Origin of the sequence: Paracoccus aminovorans (genome assembly GCF_001546115.1) — a bacterium.
In the GTDB taxonomy this organism is placed as follows: Bacteria; Pseudomonadota; Alphaproteobacteria; order Rhodobacterales; family Rhodobacteraceae; genus Paracoccus; species Paracoccus aminovorans_B.
The window spans coordinates 1175896-1194285 of the sequence record NZ_KQ955209.1 but is presented as its reverse complement, the minus strand read 5'-3'; the positions used below and the strand labels follow the sequence as shown (position 1 = coordinate 1194285).

The window sequence follows — 18390 nt, the reverse complement described above, 5'->3', positions numbered from 1 at the left end:
CGGGCGGGATCACCAAGGCAGGCGACGTCAACCTTCGACGCGCGCTGTGCCAGGCCGCAACCGTCATGATGCATCGTGGACGGGCGAGCTGGCTGCGAACCTGGGCGGCAAAACTTGCGCGCCGTCGGGGTGCCAAGCGCGCGATGGTTGCGCTGGCCCGCCGCATCGCCGTGATCCTGCACCGGATGTGGAAGGATGACACCGACTTCCGTTTTGACATTCCCGTGCTTCATGCCGGCTGAAGACACAGATTCCAGACTGCTGCCCGCCTGATCGCGGGCCTTCGAGGTCCCCACGGGACGCGGTTCCGGTGATGCCGTGCTCAGGACTGATGCCGATCGTATCGAGCACGCCAATGAGATGGGCACATCGGAATTGCATTGAACCAGCATCATGTTGGCAGCCACAGCGCTGACCACGGACCGAAGCATGCACCCGGGTCGATCTCAGGCGAAGGCTGCCGAACAGGGAAGCAGATCACTTTCTCAAAGAACAAGACCGCGCGCTCCGGCGGCACATCCCGTATGCGCAAAACCGCTTGACTGGGACGACCCCGTTACCGAAGTCCTGACCCTGGATCCGCATGCGGCTCTTTAAGAGCATTATAAAGCATAGCATGCTACCTGACAGCCATGCTTAACTTCTCCGTTTCTGCCATTTTTTCAATGCAATACCGCCGAACTCCAGAAACTTTCGAGGCGCTCGCCGCGGGCTTTCCTTCGCGAAGAAAGACCGTTAGCCTCGGCAGCGAAGATCACCGAGCGAGGATGGGCAGATGAAAAAGACCGGCATGACCCTTGCGGCGAGCCTGCTGTTGCTGGCGGGTTGCGCAAGCCAGGAGGGCGACCGCTATGGCGAGATCATCGCCCGCTCGACCCCGCCCAGCCCGGAGCTGCGGGCGCTGCTGGTCGAGGGGGCGGCGCGGGTGGCCTATGACCCGGCCTCGATCCGCTATGCCGAGATCTCGAATGTCGCGAATTTCGGCAATGGCGTGCAAGGCGTCTGCGTCCGCGCCGACAGCAAGAACGTCAAGGGCGTCTATACCGGCGTGCATAGCATCGGCATCCCGCTGCGCGACGGCAAGCCCATCGGCGGAGAGCTGGACCATCCGATCTGCAACCGCAGCGACGTGCCCTGGAACAAGTTCCCGGAACTGGACGCGCTGAACGGCAAATAGGCCGCGCTCAGCCGACCAGCTCGCCCGCCAGCGAATTCGGCGCGCTGGCGGTGATGCGCACCCGCAGCAGGTCGCCGACCTGCGCCCGGGGCGCCTCGACGAAGACCGCGTGCAGGTAATCCGACTTGCCGACCATCTGGCCCGGCAGGCGACCCGGTTTCTCGAACAGCACGGACAGCTCGCGCCCGACCATGCCCTGCTGCGCGGCCTTCTGCTGGCGGCTCAGCAGCGCCTGCAATTCCTGCAACCGGGCGTCGGCCAGGTCGCTGTCGACCTCGGGCCGCTCATAGGCGGGCGTGCCGGGACGCGGCGAATATTTGAAGCTGAAGGCGGTGCCGAAATTCACCCGCGCCACCAGGTCCAGCGTGTCCTGATGGTCCTGGTCGGTCTCACCCGGGAAGCCGACGATGAAATCCGAGGTCAGCATGATGTCGGGCCGCGCGTCGCGGATGCGGTCGATCAGCCGCAGGTATTCCGCGACCGTATGCTTGCGGTTCATCGCCTTGAGGATGCGGCCGCTGCCCGATTGCACCGGCAGGTGCAGATAGGGCATCAGCTTCGGCTCGTCGCGATGCGCCTCGATCAGGTCGTCGGCCATGTCGTTCGGGTGGCTGGTGGTATAGCGGATGCGGTCGAGCCCGTCGATTTCCGCCAGGGCGCGAATCAGCCGGCCGAAGCCCCATTCGCCGCCTTGCCCCTCGCCGTGCCAGCCGTTGACGTTCTGGCCCAGAAGCGTGATCTCGCGCACGCCGCGCGATACCAGGTCGCGGGCCTCGGCCAGGATGCGGCTGACGGGGCGCGAGACCTCGGCGCCGCGGGTATAGGGCACCACGCAGAAGGCGCAGAACTTGTCGCAGCCCTCCTGCACGGTCAGGAAGGCGGCGGGCGCGCGCCGGGTCGCGGCGGGCTTCGGCAGATGCTCGAACTTGTCCTCGGCCGGGAATTCGGTGTCGACGCCGCCGCCGGCGCGGGCCATGGCCGGCAGGCGGTGATAGGCCTGCGGGCCGACGACCAGATCGACGATGGGCATGCGGCGCTGGATCTCGGCGCCTTCGGCCTGGGCCACGCAGCCGGCGACGCCGATCTTCAGGTCGGGGCGCTCGGCCTTCAGGGGCTTCAGCCGGCCGAGGTCGGAATACAGCTTCTCAGCGGCCTTTTCGCGGATGTGGCAGGTGTTCAGCAGCACCATGTCCGCCTCGGCCTGGTTCTCGGTCAGGACATAGCCCTCGGCGCCCATGGCCTCGGCCATGCGCTGGCTGTCATAGACGTTCATCTGGCAGCCGTAGGTCTTGATGAAAAGCTTCTTCGCCGCCGGGGTCTTGGCTTGGTCCGTCATGCCGCGCTGTCCTTGAGGATGCGGCGCTGATACAGCAAGATGCGGGACTTGGAAAGTGCGGGCGCAAGATGACGGACCTGACCAGCATCCCGAATATCGGCCCGGCGACCGCGCAGGCGCTGCGCGAGGCCGGCGTGGCGGATGCCGAGACGCTGCGCGCCATGGGGGCGCATGACGCCTATGCCGCCATGCTGCGCGCCGGCACGCGGCCGCATTTCATCTGGTATTACGTGTTGCACATGTCGTTGCAGGGCCGGCCCTGGAACGACTGTCGCGGGCCCGAGAAGGCCGCGCTGCGCGCGCGCTTCGACGCGCTGGTCAAGGCGACGCGCGGGGGTGGCATGACGCCCATCGAGGCGGCGCTGCGCGAGATCGGGCTGATCGCGCCTCAGTCGCGCAGCTGACGGGCCAGAAAGACGCCGGCGCGGCGCCAGGATTCGTCGTTGTCGCCGCGGAAGTTCAGTTCCTCGTGGGTGATGAGCTTGCCGGCCTCGAGGTCCACCAGGCTGGCAAAGACCTGCAGGATCAGCGTGCTGGCCTTTTGCACTACGATGAACAGCCCGCGATCCGCGCCGCGTTCGCGCAGCAGCGAGACCAGGCAATCGGCGGTTTCCTGCGGACAGGCCTCGGCCACCGCCTCGGCGGGCAACAGGCTGGCCGACATCTCGGCTGCCAGGACCTCGGCCAGCAGCGCCTGGCGCCGGGCGTGTTCGGCCGTCTGGTCGCGCGCCTCGTGCGAGGTATCGAGCAGTTTCACCGGCGCGATCAGCAGCGCCTCGGCCTGCGCCATCCCGGGCAGCAGCGCCAGTGCCAAGAGCAGTTTCCGCATGAGCCTTTCCCCCTGCCGCCATCCTGCGCCGCGGCGACCGCTGCGGCAAGCCGGACCAAGGTCGCGCCCCATTGAACCGCTGCCGCGGCCCGGCTAGCCTCGGCCCCGACGCACGCTTGAGGAGGCCGCGATGAACCAACCGCAAAGCTGGGAAGCCAGGGCCGAGGAATTCTCGCTCTATGGTTTCACCGACATGCCGAGCATCCACCAGCGCGGCACGGTGGTGCTGACGCATGGCGAGGGGCCCTATGTCGTCGATGTCCATGGCCGGCGCTACCTGGATGCCAATTCGGGCCTGTGGAACATGGTCGCGGGCTTCGACCACCGCGGGCTGATCGACGCGGCCAAGGCGCAATACGAGCGGTTCCCGGGCTATCACGCCTTCTTCGGCCGCATGTCCGACCAGACGGTGATGCTGTCCGAGAAGCTGGTCGAGGTCTCGCCCTTCGCCAGCGGCAAGGTGTTCTACACCAACTCGGGCTCCGAGGCGAACGACACCATGGTCAAGCTGTTGTGGTTCCTGCACGCCGCCGAGGGCAATCCGCAGAAGCGCAAGATCCTGACGCGCTGGAATGCCTATCACGGCGTCACGGCGGTCTCGGCCAGCATGACCGGCAAGCCCTATAACGAGGTCTTCGGCCTCCCGCTGCCGGGCTTCATTCACCTGACCTGCCCGCATTACTGGCGCTTTGGCGAGCCGGGCGAGACCGAGGAGCAGTTCACCGCCCGGCTGGCGCGCGAGCTTGAAGAAACCATCCAGCGCGAGGGCGCCGACACCATCGCCGGCTTCTTCGCCGAGCCGGTGATGGGCGCGGGCGGGGTCATCCCGCCCTCCAATGGCTATTTCCAGGCGGTCCAGCCGATCCTGAAGAAATACGGCATCCCGATGATCTCGGACGAGGTGATCTGCGGCTTCGGGCGCACCGGCAACACCTGGGGCTGCCAGACCTATGGCTTTATCCCCGACGCGATCATTTCCTCGAAGAACCTCACGGCGGGGTTCTTTCCGATGGGCGCGGTGATCCTCGGCCCGGACTTGGCCGGCCGCGTGCAGGCGGCGGTCGAGGCGATCGAGGAATTCCCGCATGGCTTCACCGCCTCGGGCCATCCGGTCGGCTGCGCCATCGCGCTGAAGGCCATCGACGTGGTGATGAACGAGGGCCTGGCCGAGAACGTGAAGCGCCTCGCTCCGCGCCTCGAGGCGGGGCTGAAGCGTCTGGCCGAAAAGCCGAATATCGGCGAATATCGCGGCGTGGGCTTCATGTGGGCGCTGGAGGCGGTGCGCGACAAGGCCACGAAAACTCCGTTCGAGGCCAATCTGTCGGTCAGCGAGCGCATCGCCAATACCTGCACCGACCTGGGCCTGATCTGCCGTCCGCTGGGGCAGTCGGTGGTGCTGTGCCCGCCCTTCATCCTGACCGAGGGCCAGATGGACGAGATGTTCGAAAAGCTGGAACAGGCGCTCGACAAGGTCTTTGCCGAGGTCGCCTGAGCGCGACGGAGCCGGTATGAAAAAGCGCCCCCGGATCGCTTTCGGGGGCGCTTTGCCATGATTGCAGGCTTATTTCGGCAGTTGCGCCGCCGCCTGCTCGACCGCCTGGGCGATCTGCTTGCACAGCGCGGCCTCGTCGGCGCTCTGGGCCTTGGCGGCATCGGCCAGCGACTGCTCGACGCCCATGGCGCTGACGGTGCCGGCCTTGCCCTTTTCATAGCTGGCCTCGACCGCCGCTTCGACCTGGGCGGCCGGGAACATCGCCATGATCCTGGTCTGGGTCTCGATGGCGGTGCCGTCGATATGGCCTTCGGTCTGGCAATATTCCAGCACACCCAGCTGGTTCTTGGCCGCAGCCACCGCCATGTCCGGGCTGGGCGCGGTCTGCGCAACGGCAGCCCCGGCGAAAAGCGCCAGCGCCAGCGTGGGGACGGAAATGCGTTTCATCGGATCAACCTCCTGAATTCGGCCGGCCGCAGCCGGTGGTCCATTCAGGCCGATGCGCGCGGCCGCCGCAATGCGCAGATTCACCTAGACGGATCGGTTCACCACGGATCGCCGCCGCCCAGCACGGCGCGCGCCATCTGCACCCGCTCGGGGCGCAGCCCGGCGGCCTGGGCGAAATCCAGCACGCGCTGGTCCTGCTCCAGCAGGAAATCCAGCACGAAGACCGGGAATTCCGGCTGCGCCGCCATGGCGCGCAGCCCGGCCGCGTCGCAGCCCGATTGCGCCAGCAGCGCCTGCACCAGGTCCGGGTCGCCCGCCAGATGCGCAAAGCCCCTGTCCGCGATGTCACGCGCCTCGCCCGCTGTCATGCCTGTGCCGTCCTTGTGCTGGGTCCCGGCATTTTCCTGCCGGCTGGAAAGGATTTGTTAACCATTGTCGCGCAAGATGCTCGGCAGCGCAGCAGGTGTAAAGCGGGCGAAAGCATGGCCGGAAGGATTCTTGTCGTCGACGGCGCGCCGACCAACCGCATCACCATGAAGGTGCGGCTGAGTTCGGCCTGCTACGAGGTGGCGACCGCCGCCTCGGGGCAGGAGGCGCTGCGCATGGCGCGGCTGATCCATCCGCAGATCGTGCTGATCGGCACCGGCCTGCCCGATATCGGCGGCCCGATGCTCTGCGCGGCGCTGCGGGCGCTGCCGCAGGGCGGCGACATGCCGGTGCTGGTGCTGGCGCAGGGCGAGGATCGGGTCGCGGCGCTGCGGGCCGGGGCCTCGGCGCTGATCGACCCGGATGGCGACGAGCTGACGCTGCTTGCCCGCATCCGCGGGCTGATGCGGCACGAAGCGGCGGGGTTCGAGACGGCGGGATTCGAACCCGCGCCCGGCATGGCCGAGCCGGCGGCCGCCTTCCTGCACGATCCGCGGCCGCGCGCGGTCTTCGTCGCCGACCAGCCCGCCACGGCGCTGGGCTGGCGCCATGCCCTGCAGGCGCGGGTGGATTTCGCCATCTCGGTCAGCGACCCCGAACGGGCGCTGGCCGAGGCCGCCGCCGGCAAGGTGGCCGAGCTTTACCTGATCGCCGCCGACATCCGCCAATCCGGCGACGGGCTGCGGCTGCTCTCGGAACTGCGCTCGCGCCCGCATTCGCGCGACGCGGGCTTCGTCGTCGCGCTGCGCCCCGAACGGGCCGAGATGATGCCGGTGGCGCTGGACCTGGGCGCCGGCGACGTGCTGCCCTGGGATCTGGCCGCGCCGCATTTCGCCGCCGAGGCGGCGGTGCGGCTGCAAACCCAGCTGGCCCGCAAGCACGAGGCCGACCGGCGCCGCAACGAGACGCGGCGCAACATGCATTTCGCCATGACCGATCCCTTGACCGGGCTGCACAACCGCCGCTTCGCCCTGCCCCGGCTGTCGGAACTGGCCTTCGAGGCGCAGGAGCGTCAGCGCGACCTGGCCGTGATGCTGCTGGACCTGGACCGCTTCAAACGGGTGAACGACATCCACGGCCATCCCGCCGGCGACGCGGTGCTGGCCGAGGTCGCCTCGCGCCTGGCCGCGGCCCTGCCCGAGGATGCGGTGCTGGCCCGCATCGGCGGCGAGGAGTTCCTGGCCGTGCTGCCCGATTGCCCGGTCCGCACCGCCCGCCGCGTGGCCGAGGATCTGCGCCAGGCGGTGATGGCGGCGCCGGTGCGCCTGCCCGCCGGTTGCGACAGCGCCGAGCTGGGGGTGACGGTCTCGGTCGGCGTGGCGATCGGCGAGGCCCGCGCGCCGCAGCAGGCCGCCCCCGACCCCGAGAGCCTGCTTGCCAGTGCCGACCGGGCGCTGCTTGCCGCGAAATCCTCGGGGCGCAACCGCATCGTCATCGCGCCGCAGATGATCGCCGCCTGAGCCCGCTTGCGGCCTGCGACGTTTCGCCGCGCGGCAAGGCGGACTTTTCATCGGCCCGCCCATGCCCTAGATATGGGCCAAGCACGAGAGGAGCGCGCCCATGCCCCATGCCGCCGCCGAAACCGCGGACCGTCCGATCAAGCAGGCGATGCTGCGCGCCGCGCTGGGGCGCTGTCCCGCCTGCGGCCAAGGCCGGCTCTTCAGCGGCTATCTCAAGGTGAACGGCGCTTGCGCCCATTGCGACGAGGCGCTGCACCACCAGCGCGCCGACGACGGCCCGGCCTATCTGACCATCCTGCTGGTCTCGCATCTGGGCGCGCCGCTGCTGCTGGCGATCTACATGATGTATCGGCCCTCGGCCATGTCGATGCTGATCGGCTTCGGCCTGGGCGCGGTGATCCTGTCGCTGCTCCTGCTGCCGCGCATCAAGGGCGGCTTCGTCGGCTTCCAATGGGCGCGGCGCATGCATGGCTTCGGCGAAAGCGCGACGCACCTCGAGGCCAGCGCGCCGTGAGTGCCGAAACCCCTGCCGAAATCCCGATCCGCGATGCGGCGACGGTGGTGGTGCTGGACCGCCATGCAGCCGCCGGCCCTTCGGTGCTGATGGGCCAGCGCGGCGCCGCGGCGGTGTTCATGCCATCGAAATACGTCTTTCCCGGCGGCGCGGTCGATGCCGACGATGCCGCGGCCCGGCTGGGCGCCGGCCTTGCGCCCGAGACCGCCGCCCGGCTGGCCGCCGAGCCGCGCCCGGGTGCCGCCAGCGATCCGCATGCCCTGGCCGCCGCCGCCCTGCGCGAACTGGCCGAGGAGACCGGGCTCTTGACCGGCCATCCCGGCGCCGCGCCCGAGGGCTGGGACCATTACGCCGGCGCCGGGCTTTCCCCCGATGCCTCGGCGCTGATCTATCTGTTCCGCGCCATCACGCCGCCGGGCCGGCCGCGGCGATTCGATGCCCGCTTCCTGCTGCTGGATGCCGAGCATCTGCATGGCGACCGCCACGACTTTGCCGGCGCCTGCGACGAATTGTCGCATCTGCATTGGGTGCCCCTGGCCGAGGCGCGGGCGCTGGACCTGCCCTTCATCACCGAGGTGGTGCTGGCCGAGCTTGCGGGCATCATCGCCCGGGCCGGCGGCGGGCCGCTGCGCGCGCCCGAGTCGGTGCCGTTCTTCGACAACCGCGACGCCCACCCGCGCTTCATGCGGATCGGTTAGCGGCCCCGAAACCGCGGCGCGCGCTTTTCCAGGAAGGCCGAGACGCCTTCCGCGAAATCGGCGGTGCGGGCCATCTCGCCCTGCAACCGTGCCTCGACGCCAAGCTGCGCCGCCATGTCGTTGCCCGCCGAGGCGCGCAGCGCGGCACGGATCGCCATGAAGGCGGCGGTCGGCCCCTCGGCCAGCGTGCGGGCCCGGGCGGCGATGACCGCCTCGAATTCGGCGTCCGGCACGGCTTCCCAGATCAGGCCCCAGGCGGCGGCCGTCGCGGCCGGGATGCGGTCGGCGAACAGCATCATGCCCATGGCCCGCGCCTGGCCCACGGCGCGCGGCACGATATAGGTGCCGCCGGCGTCGGGGATCAGCCCGATGCGGCTGAAGGCCTGCACGAAGCTGGCGCTTTCGCAGGCGATGACCACGTCGGCGGCCAGCGCCAGGTTTGCCCCCGCCCCCGCCGCGGTGCCGTTCACCGCCGCGATCACCGGCACCGGCGCCTCGCGGATCGCGGCGAGCATCGGTTCGTATTCCTCGCGCAGGATGGTTTCCACGTCGAAGCCGCCGGTGGCATCGGTCAGGTCCTGGCCCGAGCAGAAGGCCCGCCCCGTCCCGGTCAGCACCACGCAGCGGGTGCCCTGCGGCAGGTCGGTCAGCGCCGCCACGATCTCGGCCCGCATTGTGCGGTTCAGCGCGTTCATCACCTCGGGCCGGTCCAGGACCAACCGGGTCATGCCGTCCTGATGCGTCACTGCGATGGTCTGAAAGCTCATGCGGTCCCCCTGCTTTTGCCCGCCATCCTGCCCCAAGGCCGGCACCGGCGAAAAGCCCGGACCTCACGTCAGTCGCGCATGATCTGGTCGAGCCGGGCCTTTTCCTCGGCGCTGAGCGTCTCGGTGCGCTCCTCGGCCGGGCGGCGCGAGCGGATGAAACGCCAGCCCGTGAGCAGCGCCAGCAAGGCCATCACCGGCCCGGCGAGATAGAGCAGCCAGTTCACGCCGCGCGCCGGCGGCTGGAACAGGACATATTCGCCGAAGCGGTCCACCACCGCCGCGACCGCCGCATCGTCGCTGTCGCCGGCGACCAGCCGCTCGCGCAGATAGAGCCGCAGGTCGCGGCTGATCGGCGCATTCGATTCGTCGATGGTCTCGCCCTGGCAGACCGGGCAGCGTAGCACCTTGGAGATCTCGCGGGCGCGGGCCTCCAGCGCGGGATCGGACAGCACCTCGTCGGGCTGCACGGCCAGGGCCGGCAGGGCGATCAGCAGCGACAGGGCCAGGATCAGCGCGCGCATGCTCACTCCGCCGGTTGGGCGACGATGCCGCGCCGGGCGCCGGCGGCGACGCGATAGCGCCGGTCCGACAGGCTGACCAGCCCGCCAAGCGCCATCAGCGCGCAGCCGAGCCAGATCCAGCTGGCGAAGGGTTTCACATAGCTGCGCACCGCCCAGCCGCCGCCCTGCTGCGGATCGCCGATGACCAGGTAGAGGTCACGGAACAGGCCGTTCTGAATCGCCGCCTCGGTCGTCGGCATGGCCTGCACCGGATAGACCCGCTTTTCCGGGTGCAGCAGCGCGACCTGGCGGCCGTTCTTGCTGACGCGCATGGTGGCGATGGTGGCGTCATAGTTCGGGCCGGGCCGTTCCTCGACCTTCTCCAGCGTGATCTCGTAGCCGGCGACGGTGAAGGGCTGCCCGACCTGCGCCACGCGGATGTCCTCGACCTGCCAGGCCATCAGCAGGCTGATGCCGATGAAGGTCACGCCCAGCCCGCCATGGGCGATGGCCTTGCCCCAATCGGCGCGCGGCAGCCGCGCCAGCCGCGACAGCCCCGAATTGCCGGTGCGCAGCCACAGGTCCACCGCCGCGCCGCCCAGAAGCCAGGCGCCCAGGCCGGCGCCGATCACCGCCAGCGCCGAATGCCCGGTCGACACGGCAAAGACCAGCGCCGCCACGGCCGCCGCGAAGGCCAGGGCACCGCGCAGGGGCAGCAGCGCCCGCTTCAGCTTGCCGCGCTTCCACGGCAGGATCGCGCCCAGCGGCAGGACGATCGCCAGGGCCAGCATGAAGGGGGTGAAGGCCTTTTCGAAGAAGGGCGCGCCCACCGACAGCTTCTTGTCCCAGGCCATCTCGGCCACCAGCGGCCAGACCGTGCCGATGAAGACCACGAAGGCCGCAACCGCCAGCAGGATATTGTTCAGCACCAGGGCGCCCTCGCGCGAGACCGGGGCGAAGACGCCCTTGGCCTGCATCGCCGGCGCGCGGAAGGTGTAGAGCGTCAGCGCACCGCCGACGAACAGCCCCAGGATCGCCAGGATGAAGACGCCGCGCTCGGGGTCGCTGGCGAAGCTGTGCACCGAGGTGATGACGCCCGAGCGCACGATGAAGGTGCCGATCAGCGAAAAGCCGAAGGCCATGATCGCCAGCAGGATGGTCCAGCTTTTCAGCACCTCGCGCTTTTCGACGACGATGGCGGAATGCAGCAGCGCCGCCGCGATCAGCCAGGGCATGAAGCTGGCGTTCTCGACCGGGTCCCAGAACCAGAAGCCGCCCCAGCCAAGCTCGTAATAGGCCCACCACGACCCCAGCGCGATGCCGATGGTCAGGAAGATCCAGGCAGCCAGCGTCCAGGGCCGGACCCAGCGCGCCCAGGCGGCATCGACCCTTCCCTCGATCAGGGCGGCGACGGCAAAGCTGAAGGCCATCGAAAGCCCGACATAGCCGAGATAGAGGAACGGCGGGTGGAAGGCGAGGCCGGGGTCCTGCAGCAGCGGGTTCAGGTCGCGGCCGTCGAAGGGCGGCGCCTCGATGCGCAGGAACGGGTTCGAGGTGAACAGGATGAAGCCCAGGAAGGCCACGCCGATCGCGGCCTGCACCGACAGCACCCGCGCCCGCAACCGGGGCGGCAGGTTGGCGTCGAAGGTGGCGGCGGCGGCGCCGAACAGCGACAGGATCAGCACCCAGAGCAGCATCGAGCCCTCGTGATTGCCCCAGACGCCGCTGATCTTGTAGAGCATGGGCTTGGCGGTATGCGAATTCTCATAGACGAGCAGGACCGAGAAATCCGAGCTGACGAAGGCCAGCGTCAGCGCCACGAAGGAAATCGCGATCAGCCCGAATTGCGCCAGCGCGGCGGGCCTTGCGCTGTCGATCCAGCCGCTCCAGCCGCGCGCGGCGCCGACCATGGGCACGATCATCTGGAAGATCGCCACGCCAAAGGCGAGGATCAGGGCGAAATGGCCGATTTCGACGATCATGGGCTTTCTCCGGATGGCTGGGCCAGAGAATAGCCGGGGCGCGGGCGGCAAGCCAGCCCCCCGCGCCCGTCAGGTTGTCACAGAGGCGCTAGTGCTGCGCTGCTAATGCTCGGCCTGCGCCGCCGCCCAGTCGCGCAGCGCCGGGTTGTCCTCGAAGGTATCGCCCTCGGGCAAGGCGGCCAGCGTCATCGGTGCGGCGCTGCGCATCATCGGGCGGCTGCGAAAGTAATGCGCCTCGCGCGCGCCGAAGTAGAAGCTGATGATGGCACCCAGCAGCCACCACAGCGGCTCGGGTACCAGGTTCAGGTTCTGCATGCGCAGGCCGAAGCCCACCGGCTCGGCCATGGCATAGACGAAGAGGCCGATGGTGCCAAAGGTCAGCAGCGGCCGCGGCATCCGGTTCAGCCCGTTCATCAGCCCGTCGAACCAGCCGCGCGGCTGGGCGGCGAATTCGCCGGTCAGCTGGGCCATGGCGCGGGCATAGGCTTCCTCGTCCAGCTCCATGCGCCGGGTCGCGTTCTCGCGGAACACCTCGGCCACGCCGGTCGCGGCATTGGCGACCGTGGTGACGGCGGTGCCGGCGCCCAGAAAACGGTCCATCACCCCCATGTCGCCACCCTCGCCCGATGCTCGGCCGCCGTCAGGTGATACTTGGCCGAGATGAACTCCTCGGCCCGGGTGATCCAGCCGCCCTTGCCGCCGGCCTTGGTGCGGGCGTATTTGCGGCTGGCCGGCCGCGCATCGCCAAGGGCGTAGTAATAATTGCGCCGCGCGATGCCATAGGCGTCGGCGAAATAGCCCGGCGCCGCCAAGTCGGCCTGGGTCGCGGCGCGGATCGTCGCCGGCCCGACCATACCGTCGTCCGTGGCTGGAAAGCCCATCCGCGTCACCAGCCGCTGCAGGATCTTGACCGCGTTGGTGCCGGCATTGACATACATGTCGAAGACCGAGGCCTGCACCGAAGCCGGCAGTTCCGCCAGCCGCGGCCGGCGGAAGTAATGCTCGACATAGATGCGCGCCGCATCGGCGCGGGTCAGCGCCTTGACGTCGGCGACGTCCACCCTGCCGTCGCCGGTCCTGTCGATCCCCAGCCTTTGCAGCGTCGCCAGCGTCACGCCGTAATTCGTCGCCCCGCCCGGATCGTCGGGGTCGTTGACGTAGCCCCCCTCACGCGCGACGATTTCCGCCGCGATTTCCTCGACCGTCTTCATCCACAGCCCCCTTGCCTGAAGCGGGCCAAGGCTGCGGTGACGCGGTTAACCTCTCGTTAACCGGGCGCGCGTTGCGTCGGGAAGTCGGAGCGTCAGGAGTTCGGGTCCTCGTAGACGCCCTGTTCCTTGAGCGAGTCGATGACCTCGCGCGGCATGTAGCTTTCGTCGTGCTTGGCCAGGATCTCGGTCGCGACGAAGGTGTCGCCCTCCATCCGGCCGGTGCCGATCATGCCCTGGCCCTCGGCGAACAGGTCGGGCAGCACGCCGGTAAAGCGCACCGGGATCGAGGCGCCGCCGTCGGTGACGCTGAAGCTGACGGTCTCGCTGGCGCCGCGGATCAGCGTGCCCTCCTTGACCAGCCCGCCCAGGCGGAACACCTCGCCGGCCGAGGGCGGGCTCTCGGCCATCTGGCTGGGCGAGCGATAGAGGTTGATGCCGTCGCGGAAGCCGTAGCCGATCAGCGCGACGGCCAGCAGCAGCGCGACGGCGGCGGCGATCAGGACCTGGATTCTACGCTTTTTCTTAAGCGATTTCATTGGAATGGCTTTCCATGTTCAGGCGCTTTCGAACCTGATCGGATGGCGGAGGAACTGCGTGGCCTTCCCCGAGACGCGCTCGGGGTCGCCGGTGGTCAGGAAGCGCGAGACCGTGCCCGCGCCCAGCATCTGCGGATGGCGTTTCAGATAGTCGTCCAGGCTCTCGGCCACCAGGTTCGGTTGCGAATAGACCGTCACATTCTGCCCCAGCGCCTTCTGGAAGGCAGCCTGGACCAAGGGATAATGCGTGCAGCCCAGGATCGCCGCCTCGGGATGCGGCATGCGGCGCAAAAGCGCCTCGACATGGCTGGTCACCAGCGCCTCGGCCAGGATCTCGTCGCCCATCTCGATGGCGTCGACCACGCCGCCGCAGGGCTGGGCCTCGACATCGACGCCGATGGCGCGGAAGGCCAATTCGCGCTGGAAGGCGCGGCTGGCGACGGTGGCCGGGGTGGCGAACAGCGCCACATGCTTGACCGCGACCTCGCGCGGCGGCGAATTGTCGCCCCAGCGACGCTCGGTCAGCGCCTCGATCATCGGCACGAAGACGCCCAGCACGCGCTTGTCATCGGGCAGCCATTTCTCCTGCATGCGCTTCAGCGCCGCGGCCGAGGCGGTGTTGCAGGCCAGGATCACCAGGTCGCAGCCATCTTCCCACAGCCGCTCGACGCCGGCGCAGGTCAGGTTGAAGATGTCCTCGGCATCGCGCACGCCGTAAGGGGTGTGCTTGTTGTCGCCCAGATAGACCAGCGGCAGTTCCGGCAGGCGGGCGGCGACGGCGCCCAGCACGGTCAGCCCGCCCAGACCCGAATCGAATACCCCTACCGCCATGGCTCGTCTCCCCTTGCTCGCGACGCGCCTTGTTTAGGCTGCGCGGCGGCGGATTGCCATGATTTATGTCAGGCGCGGCATATCGTCCGCCGCTCAAGACGACGGGCCCGAATCGGGGTTGTGCGGCAGCATTCTGCCCGCTGATCCGGCGCCCGGCGCAGGGATAGGCAGCGCAGTGCCATAATGGGTCACTCATGCTGCCGGATTAACGGATTTGTTGGCGTTTTGCAGGGTTGTTCACCCTATCTTCTGTGATAAGGGTTGCACGGATTGCATGGCTGATGCCGCAAGAAAGCACTGTTATGGATTGGGATAAATTAAGAATATTTCACGCCGTCGCCGACGCTGGGAGTTTGACCCATGCGGGCGATGTTTTGCACCTGTCGCAATCCGCCGTCAGCCGCCAGATCCGCGCGCTGGAGGATTCGCTGGCGACCACGCTGTTTCACCGTCACGCCCGCGGCTTGATCCTGACCGAGCAGGGCGAATTGCTGTTCGAGGCCACCTCCTCGATGGTGCGCAAGCTCGACACCACCGCCGCCCGCATCCGCGACAGCGAGGAGAACGTCTTCGGCGAGCTCAAGGTCACGACCACCACCGGCTTCGGCACGCTCTGGCTGGTGCCGCGGCTGGCCAAGCTCTATGAGCGCTATCCGGACCTGAAGATCGACCTGATGCTGGAAGAGCGGGTGCTGGACCTGCCCATGCGCGAGGCCGACGTGGCGATCCGCATGAAGGAGCCGAACCAGCAGGATCTGATCCGGCGCCGGCTGCTGAACATCCGCATGCGGCTTTATGCCACACGGGAATACCTGGCCAAGGCCGGCGTGCCGCAGACCATGGAGGATCTGGTCCCGCACCGGCTGATCTGCCAGAACCCGCAGACGCCGCAGGTCAGCTCGGGCGCGGTGCTGTCGCAGATGCTGCTGGGGCTGAACATGACCTCGACGCTGATGGTGAACAATTACTTCGGCGTGTTGCAGGGCGTGCTGAACCATGTCGGCATCGGCGTGCTGCCGGACTATCTGACGCCGGATTTCCCGAACCTGGTCAGGGTCTTGCCGGCGATCGAATCCGGCGAGGTGCCGGTCTTCCTGGCGTTCCCCGAGGAATTGCGCACCTCGCGCCGGGTCACCGCCTTCCGCGACTTCGTGCTGGAAGAGATCCAGGCGATCCGCAAGCAGCAGAGCGAGGAAGAGGCGGCGCATCCGTCCGACAAGTGACCGCCGGACGGGCGGTGCGGCAAGCGCCCTGCCCGAGATATTCGCAGAATGCATATCGGCCATGTGCGGCCACCGGCATTTGCGCCTTGAACCGTTCGCACTCTGCACATATTTCCACTCTCGAAGGCGGTGATCATGAGGAAACTCTCATCACCTTCAACCTCCCTGTTGGACTTGAGCCGGGCTTCATGCCCGGCTTTTTTTTGCTCTTTCCCAAGCGGCGGGCATCGCGCGCGCGGCGCGGTCGGCGGGGTATTTGGAAAACAGAGAAAGCCCGGGCAGTTCTTCGTCGTATCGGCTGCGCGCAGGGCCTTTCCTAATGGCCGCGCGCCGCTTAAAAGGCCGGGGAAACCGGGCAAAGGGGGCGCCAGCATGCTAGAACCGCAGATCACCCAGGAATTGATCGCCGCGCATGGCCTCAAGCCCGATGAATACCAGCGCATCCTGGAGATCATCGGCCGCGAGCCGACATTCACCGAGCTTGGCATCTTCTCGGCGATGTGGAACGAGCACTGCTCCTACAAATCCTCGAAGAAATGGCTGCGCACCCTGCCCACCACCGGCCCGCAGGTGATCTGCGGCCCGGGCGAGAATGCGGGCGTGGTGGACATCGGCGACGGCCAGGCTGTGGTCTTCAAGATGGAGAGCCACAACCACCCGAGCTATATCGAGCCGCACCAGGGCGCCGCGACCGGCGTCGGCGGCATCCTGCGCGACGTCTTCACCATGGGCGCCCGGCCCATCGCCGCCATGGATTCGCTGAGCTTCGGCCGGCCCGAGCATTCCAAGACCGCGCATCTGGTCAAGGGCGTGGTCGAGGGCATCGGCGCCTATGGCAATGCCTTCGGCGTGCCGAACGTGGGCGGCGAGGTGCGGTTCCATGCTTCTTACGACGGCAATTGCCTGGTCAACGCCTTTGCGGCCGGCCTCGCCGATGCCGACAAGATCTTCTATTCGGCCGCCTCGGGCGTCGGCATGCCGGTGGTCTACCTCGGTGCCAAGACCGGGCGCGACGGCGTCGGCGGCGCCACCATGGCCTCGGCCGAGTTCGACGACAGCATCGAGGAAAAGCGCCCCACGGTGCAGGTCGGCGACCCCTTCACCGAGAAATGCCTGCTGGAGGCCTGCCTGGAGCTGATGCAGACCGACAGCGTGATCTCGATCCAGGACATGGGCGCGGCCGGGCTGACCTGCTCGGCCGTCGAGATGGGCGACAAGGGCGGCCTGGGCATCAAGCTGGTGCTGGACGCCGTGCCGCAGCGCGAAACCGCCATGACGGCTTACGAGATGATGCTGTCCGAGAGCCAGGAGCGCATGCTCATGGTGCTGAAACCCGAAAAGGAGGCCGAGGCGCGGGCGATCTTCGAAAAATGGGACCTGGACTTCGCCATCGTCGGCGAGACCATCGCCGAGGACCGTTTCCTGATCATCCACGGCAACGAGGTCAAGGCCGACCTGCCGCTGTCGAAACTGTCGTCCAGCGCGCCGGAATACGACCGCCCCTGGGTGCCGACCCCGGCGGCAGCGCCGATGCCCGCACTGCCGGCGATCCGGCCCATCGCGGCGCTGCGGGCGCTGATCGGCTCGCCCAGCCATGCGCACAAGGCCTGGGTCTGGGAGCAATACGACACCCAGGTCGGCGCCGACACCGTGCGCCGCCCGGGGCTGGGCGCCGGCGTGGTGCGGGTGCATGGCAGCGGCAAGGCGCTGGCCTTCACCAGCGACGTGACCCCGCGCTATGTCAAGGCGAACCCCTATGAGGGCGGCAAGCAGGCGGTGGCCGAGGCCTATCGCAACCTCTGCGCCTGCGGCGCCCTGCCCCTGGCCACGACCGACAACTTGAACTTCGGCAATCCCGAGAAGCCCGAGATCATGGGCCAGCTCGTCGGCGCCATCGAGGGCATTGGCGAGGCCTGCGCGGCGCTGGATTTCCCCATCGTTTCGGGCAACGTCTCGCTTTACAACGAGACCGACGGCAAGGGCATCCTGCCGACCCCGACCATCGGCGGCGTCGGGCTGATCGCCAATCTGGACGATCTGATCGCCGGCCTGCCCGCCGAGGGCGACGTGGCGCTGGTCCTGGGCGAGACGGCCGGCCACCTGGGCCAGTCGGCGCTGGCGGCCGAGGCTTTCGGCATCGAGGCTGGCGACGCCCCGCCGGTCGATCTGGCGGCCGAGCGCAGGCATGGCGAATTCATCCGCGCCAACGGCAAGCTGTTCAGTGCCGTGACCGACCTGTCGGATGGCGGGCTGGCGCTGGCGGCCTTTGAACTGGCCGAAGCCGCCGGGCTGGGCGTGACGCTGGATGCCGCCGAAATCGGCCAACTCTTCGGTGAAGACCAGGCGCGCTACCTGGTCGCCTGCACCGCCGGGAATGCCGCCAAGCTGGCCGAAGCCGCGCAGACTGCCGGCGTGACCCTGGCCCGCGTCGGCCGCTTCGGGGGCGATCTGGTGACGCTGGGCGGCGACAGCGCCCCGCTGGCGGAACTGTCGCAGCTGTATCGCGGCGCCTTCGAAAAGGCTCTGAACCTGGAACTGGCCTGAGCCTTTCCGACCGATGAGCCCGGCCGCCGCCCCGCGATGGCCGGGTTTTTCATGCACCGATTGCAGCCGTGGATAAGAATTCGCGCCGTTGACGCTGCGTCATAGGTAATCCCACCCATTCCGCTTTGCCCGCGCCGTGCCCAGATGAGCCAGCGGAGACGGATCATGCATCAGTCACCCAGGGGCCGCGGATCGTTCCTCCCTGAGATCGGCGGCCAGATCAAGCCCCGCTCCTGCCCTGAGCGGGGCTTGCCAGCCTTTGCCTTGCGCCACGGCAAGGCGACGCAGGATGCCCGGATTTCAGCGACTTATGGAGAAAATGGCGGTCCCAACACGATTCGAACGTGTGGCCTCTACCTTCGGAGGGTAGCGCTCTATCCAGCTGAGCTATGGGACCGCGAGCCCGTGTTGATTAGC

At 68.2% G+C, this 18390-nt stretch carries 19 protein-coding genes, 1 tRNA gene and 1 pseudogene; 9 read left to right on the top strand and 12 right to left on the bottom strand.

What is annotated here, in order from left to right; genetic code table 11:
• Together ASV56_RS17365 and ASV56_RS17360 are read left to right on the top strand one after the other, a co-directional pair.
• Positions 1–242, top strand: a pseudogene (locus ASV56_RS17365) (IS110 family transposase); the annotation flags it as partial.
• A 533-nt stretch (positions 243–775) separates the two neighbouring features.
• Positions 776–1177 (top strand): hypothetical protein, encoded by a 402-nt coding sequence (locus ASV56_RS17360; RefSeq protein WP_062563211.1) that lies wholly within the window; start codon positions 776–778, stop codon positions 1175–1177.
• Between the two features lie 7 nt (positions 1178–1184).
• Here the strand turns inward: ASV56_RS17360 and miaB are convergent, their stop codons facing one another.
• Complete coding sequence (miaB, locus tag ASV56_RS17355) at positions 1185–2513, bottom strand: tRNA (N6-isopentenyl adenosine(37)-C2)-methylthiotransferase MiaB (RefSeq protein ID WP_062563210.1); 1329 nt, start codon at positions 2511–2513, stop codon at positions 1185–1187.
• A 68-nt stretch (positions 2514–2581) separates the two neighbouring features.
• On the opposite strand from miaB, the gene ASV56_RS17350 reads away from it, so the two are divergent.
• On the top strand, positions 2582–2917 hold the full coding sequence (locus ASV56_RS17350) for a TfoX/Sxy family protein (RefSeq protein WP_062563209.1): 336 nt from the start codon (positions 2582–2584) through the stop codon (positions 2915–2917).
• Here ASV56_RS17350 and ASV56_RS17345 read toward each other — a convergent pair.
• Positions 2902–3342 carry a DUF2380 domain-containing protein gene (locus tag ASV56_RS17345; RefSeq protein WP_062563208.1) on the bottom strand — a complete coding sequence of 147 codons (441 nt, stop codon included), beginning with the start codon at positions 3340–3342 and terminating at the stop codon, positions 2902–2904. The two genes, ASV56_RS17350 and ASV56_RS17345, sit on opposite strands and share 16 nt — an antisense overlap.
• Positions 3343–3472: 130 nt before the next feature.
• On the opposite strand from ASV56_RS17345, the gene ASV56_RS17340 reads away from it, so the two are divergent.
• Positions 3473–4834 carry an aminotransferase gene (locus tag ASV56_RS17340; RefSeq protein WP_062563207.1) on the top strand — a complete coding sequence of 454 codons (1362 nt, stop codon included), beginning with the start codon at positions 3473–3475 and terminating at the stop codon, positions 4832–4834.
• 69 nt (positions 4835–4903) lie between these two features.
• Here the strand turns inward: ASV56_RS17340 and ASV56_RS17335 are convergent, their stop codons facing one another.
• Together ASV56_RS17335 and ASV56_RS17330 are read right to left on the bottom strand one after the other, a co-directional pair.
• Entirely contained in the window at positions 4904–5281 is a 378-nt protein-coding gene (locus ASV56_RS17335) for a pore-forming ESAT-6 family protein (protein ID WP_062563206.1), read from the bottom strand.
• A 98-nt stretch (positions 5282–5379) separates the two neighbouring features.
• On the bottom strand, positions 5380–5649 hold the full coding sequence (locus ASV56_RS17330; RefSeq protein WP_062563205.1) for a DUF3572 domain-containing protein: 270 nt from the start codon (positions 5647–5649) through the stop codon (positions 5380–5382).
• A gap of 114 nt (positions 5650–5763) precedes the next feature.
• Here ASV56_RS17330 and ASV56_RS17325 point away from each other — a divergent pair, with 114 nt between their 5' ends.
• The 3 genes from ASV56_RS17325 to ASV56_RS17315 all read left to right on the top strand — a co-directional run bounded on the left by ASV56_RS17325 (position 5764) and on the right by ASV56_RS17315 (position 8379).
• Positions 5764–7167: a diguanylate cyclase gene (locus ASV56_RS17325; RefSeq protein ID WP_062563204.1), complete on the top strand. Its 1404-nt coding sequence runs from the start codon at positions 5764–5766 to the stop codon at positions 7165–7167.
• Between the two features lie 100 nt (positions 7168–7267).
• The gene (locus tag ASV56_RS17320) at positions 7268–7681 is read left to right on the top strand and encodes a DUF983 domain-containing protein (protein ID WP_062563203.1); all 414 of its coding nucleotides are present in this window, start codon (positions 7268–7270) and stop codon (positions 7679–7681) included.
• The gene (locus tag ASV56_RS17315; protein WP_062563202.1) at positions 7678–8379 is read left to right on the top strand and encodes an NUDIX hydrolase; all 702 of its coding nucleotides are present in this window, start codon (positions 7678–7680) and stop codon (positions 8377–8379) included. The genes ASV56_RS17320 and ASV56_RS17315 overlap by 4 nt, the downstream gene beginning before the upstream one ends.
• Here ASV56_RS17315 and ASV56_RS17310 read toward each other — a convergent pair.
• The 7 genes from ASV56_RS17310 to ASV56_RS17280 form a co-directional block, all read right to left on the bottom strand.
• Positions 8376–9146 (bottom strand): enoyl-CoA hydratase-related protein, encoded by a 771-nt coding sequence (locus ASV56_RS17310; RefSeq protein ID WP_062563201.1) that lies wholly within the window; start codon positions 9144–9146, stop codon positions 8376–8378. The genes ASV56_RS17315 and ASV56_RS17310 overlap by 4 nt on opposite strands.
• Before the next feature lie 68 nt (positions 9147–9214).
• Positions 9215–9667, bottom strand: a complete 453-nt coding sequence (locus tag ASV56_RS17305) for a cytochrome c-type biogenesis protein (protein ID WP_062563200.1) — start codon at positions 9665–9667, stop codon at positions 9215–9217.
• A gap of 2 nt (positions 9668–9669) precedes the next feature.
• The gene (locus ASV56_RS17300; RefSeq protein ID WP_062563199.1) at positions 9670–11628 is read right to left on the bottom strand and encodes a heme lyase CcmF/NrfE family subunit; all 1959 of its coding nucleotides are present in this window, start codon (positions 11626–11628) and stop codon (positions 9670–9672) included.
• Positions 11629–11730: 102 nt separating this feature from the next.
• Entirely contained in the window at positions 11731–12237 is a 507-nt protein-coding gene (locus ASV56_RS17295; protein ID WP_062563198.1) for a holin family protein, read from the bottom strand.
• Positions 12228–12839, bottom strand: coding sequence for a holin-associated N-acetylmuramidase (locus tag ASV56_RS17290; RefSeq protein WP_062563197.1), 612 nt, complete (start codon positions 12837–12839; stop codon positions 12228–12230). Before ASV56_RS17290 ends, ASV56_RS17295 begins: the two co-directional genes overlap by 10 nt.
• 92 nt (positions 12840–12931) lie before the next feature.
• Complete coding sequence (ccmE, locus tag ASV56_RS17285; protein WP_062563196.1) at positions 12932–13375, bottom strand: cytochrome c maturation protein CcmE; 444 nt, start codon at positions 13373–13375, stop codon at positions 12932–12934.
• A gap of 18 nt (positions 13376–13393) precedes the next feature.
• Entirely contained in the window at positions 13394–14206 is an 813-nt protein-coding gene (locus ASV56_RS17280) for a glutamate racemase (RefSeq protein WP_062563195.1), read from the bottom strand.
• A gap of 302 nt (positions 14207–14508) precedes the next feature.
• On the opposite strand from ASV56_RS17280, the gene ASV56_RS17275 reads away from it, so the two are divergent.
• Positions 14509–15429, top strand: coding sequence for a LysR family transcriptional regulator (locus tag ASV56_RS17275; protein WP_062563194.1), 921 nt, complete (start codon positions 14509–14511; stop codon positions 15427–15429).
• 372 nt (positions 15430–15801) lie between these two features.
• A complete protein-coding gene (gene purL / locus ASV56_RS17270; protein ID WP_062563193.1) occupies positions 15802–17973 on the top strand; it encodes a phosphoribosylformylglycinamidine synthase subunit PurL in 2172 nt (723 codons plus the stop codon).
• Between the two features lie 320 nt (positions 17974–18293).
• Here purL and ASV56_RS17265 read toward each other — a convergent pair.
• Positions 18294–18370, bottom strand: a tRNA-Arg gene (locus ASV56_RS17265).
• Between the last annotated feature and the right edge of the window lie 20 nt (positions 18371–18390).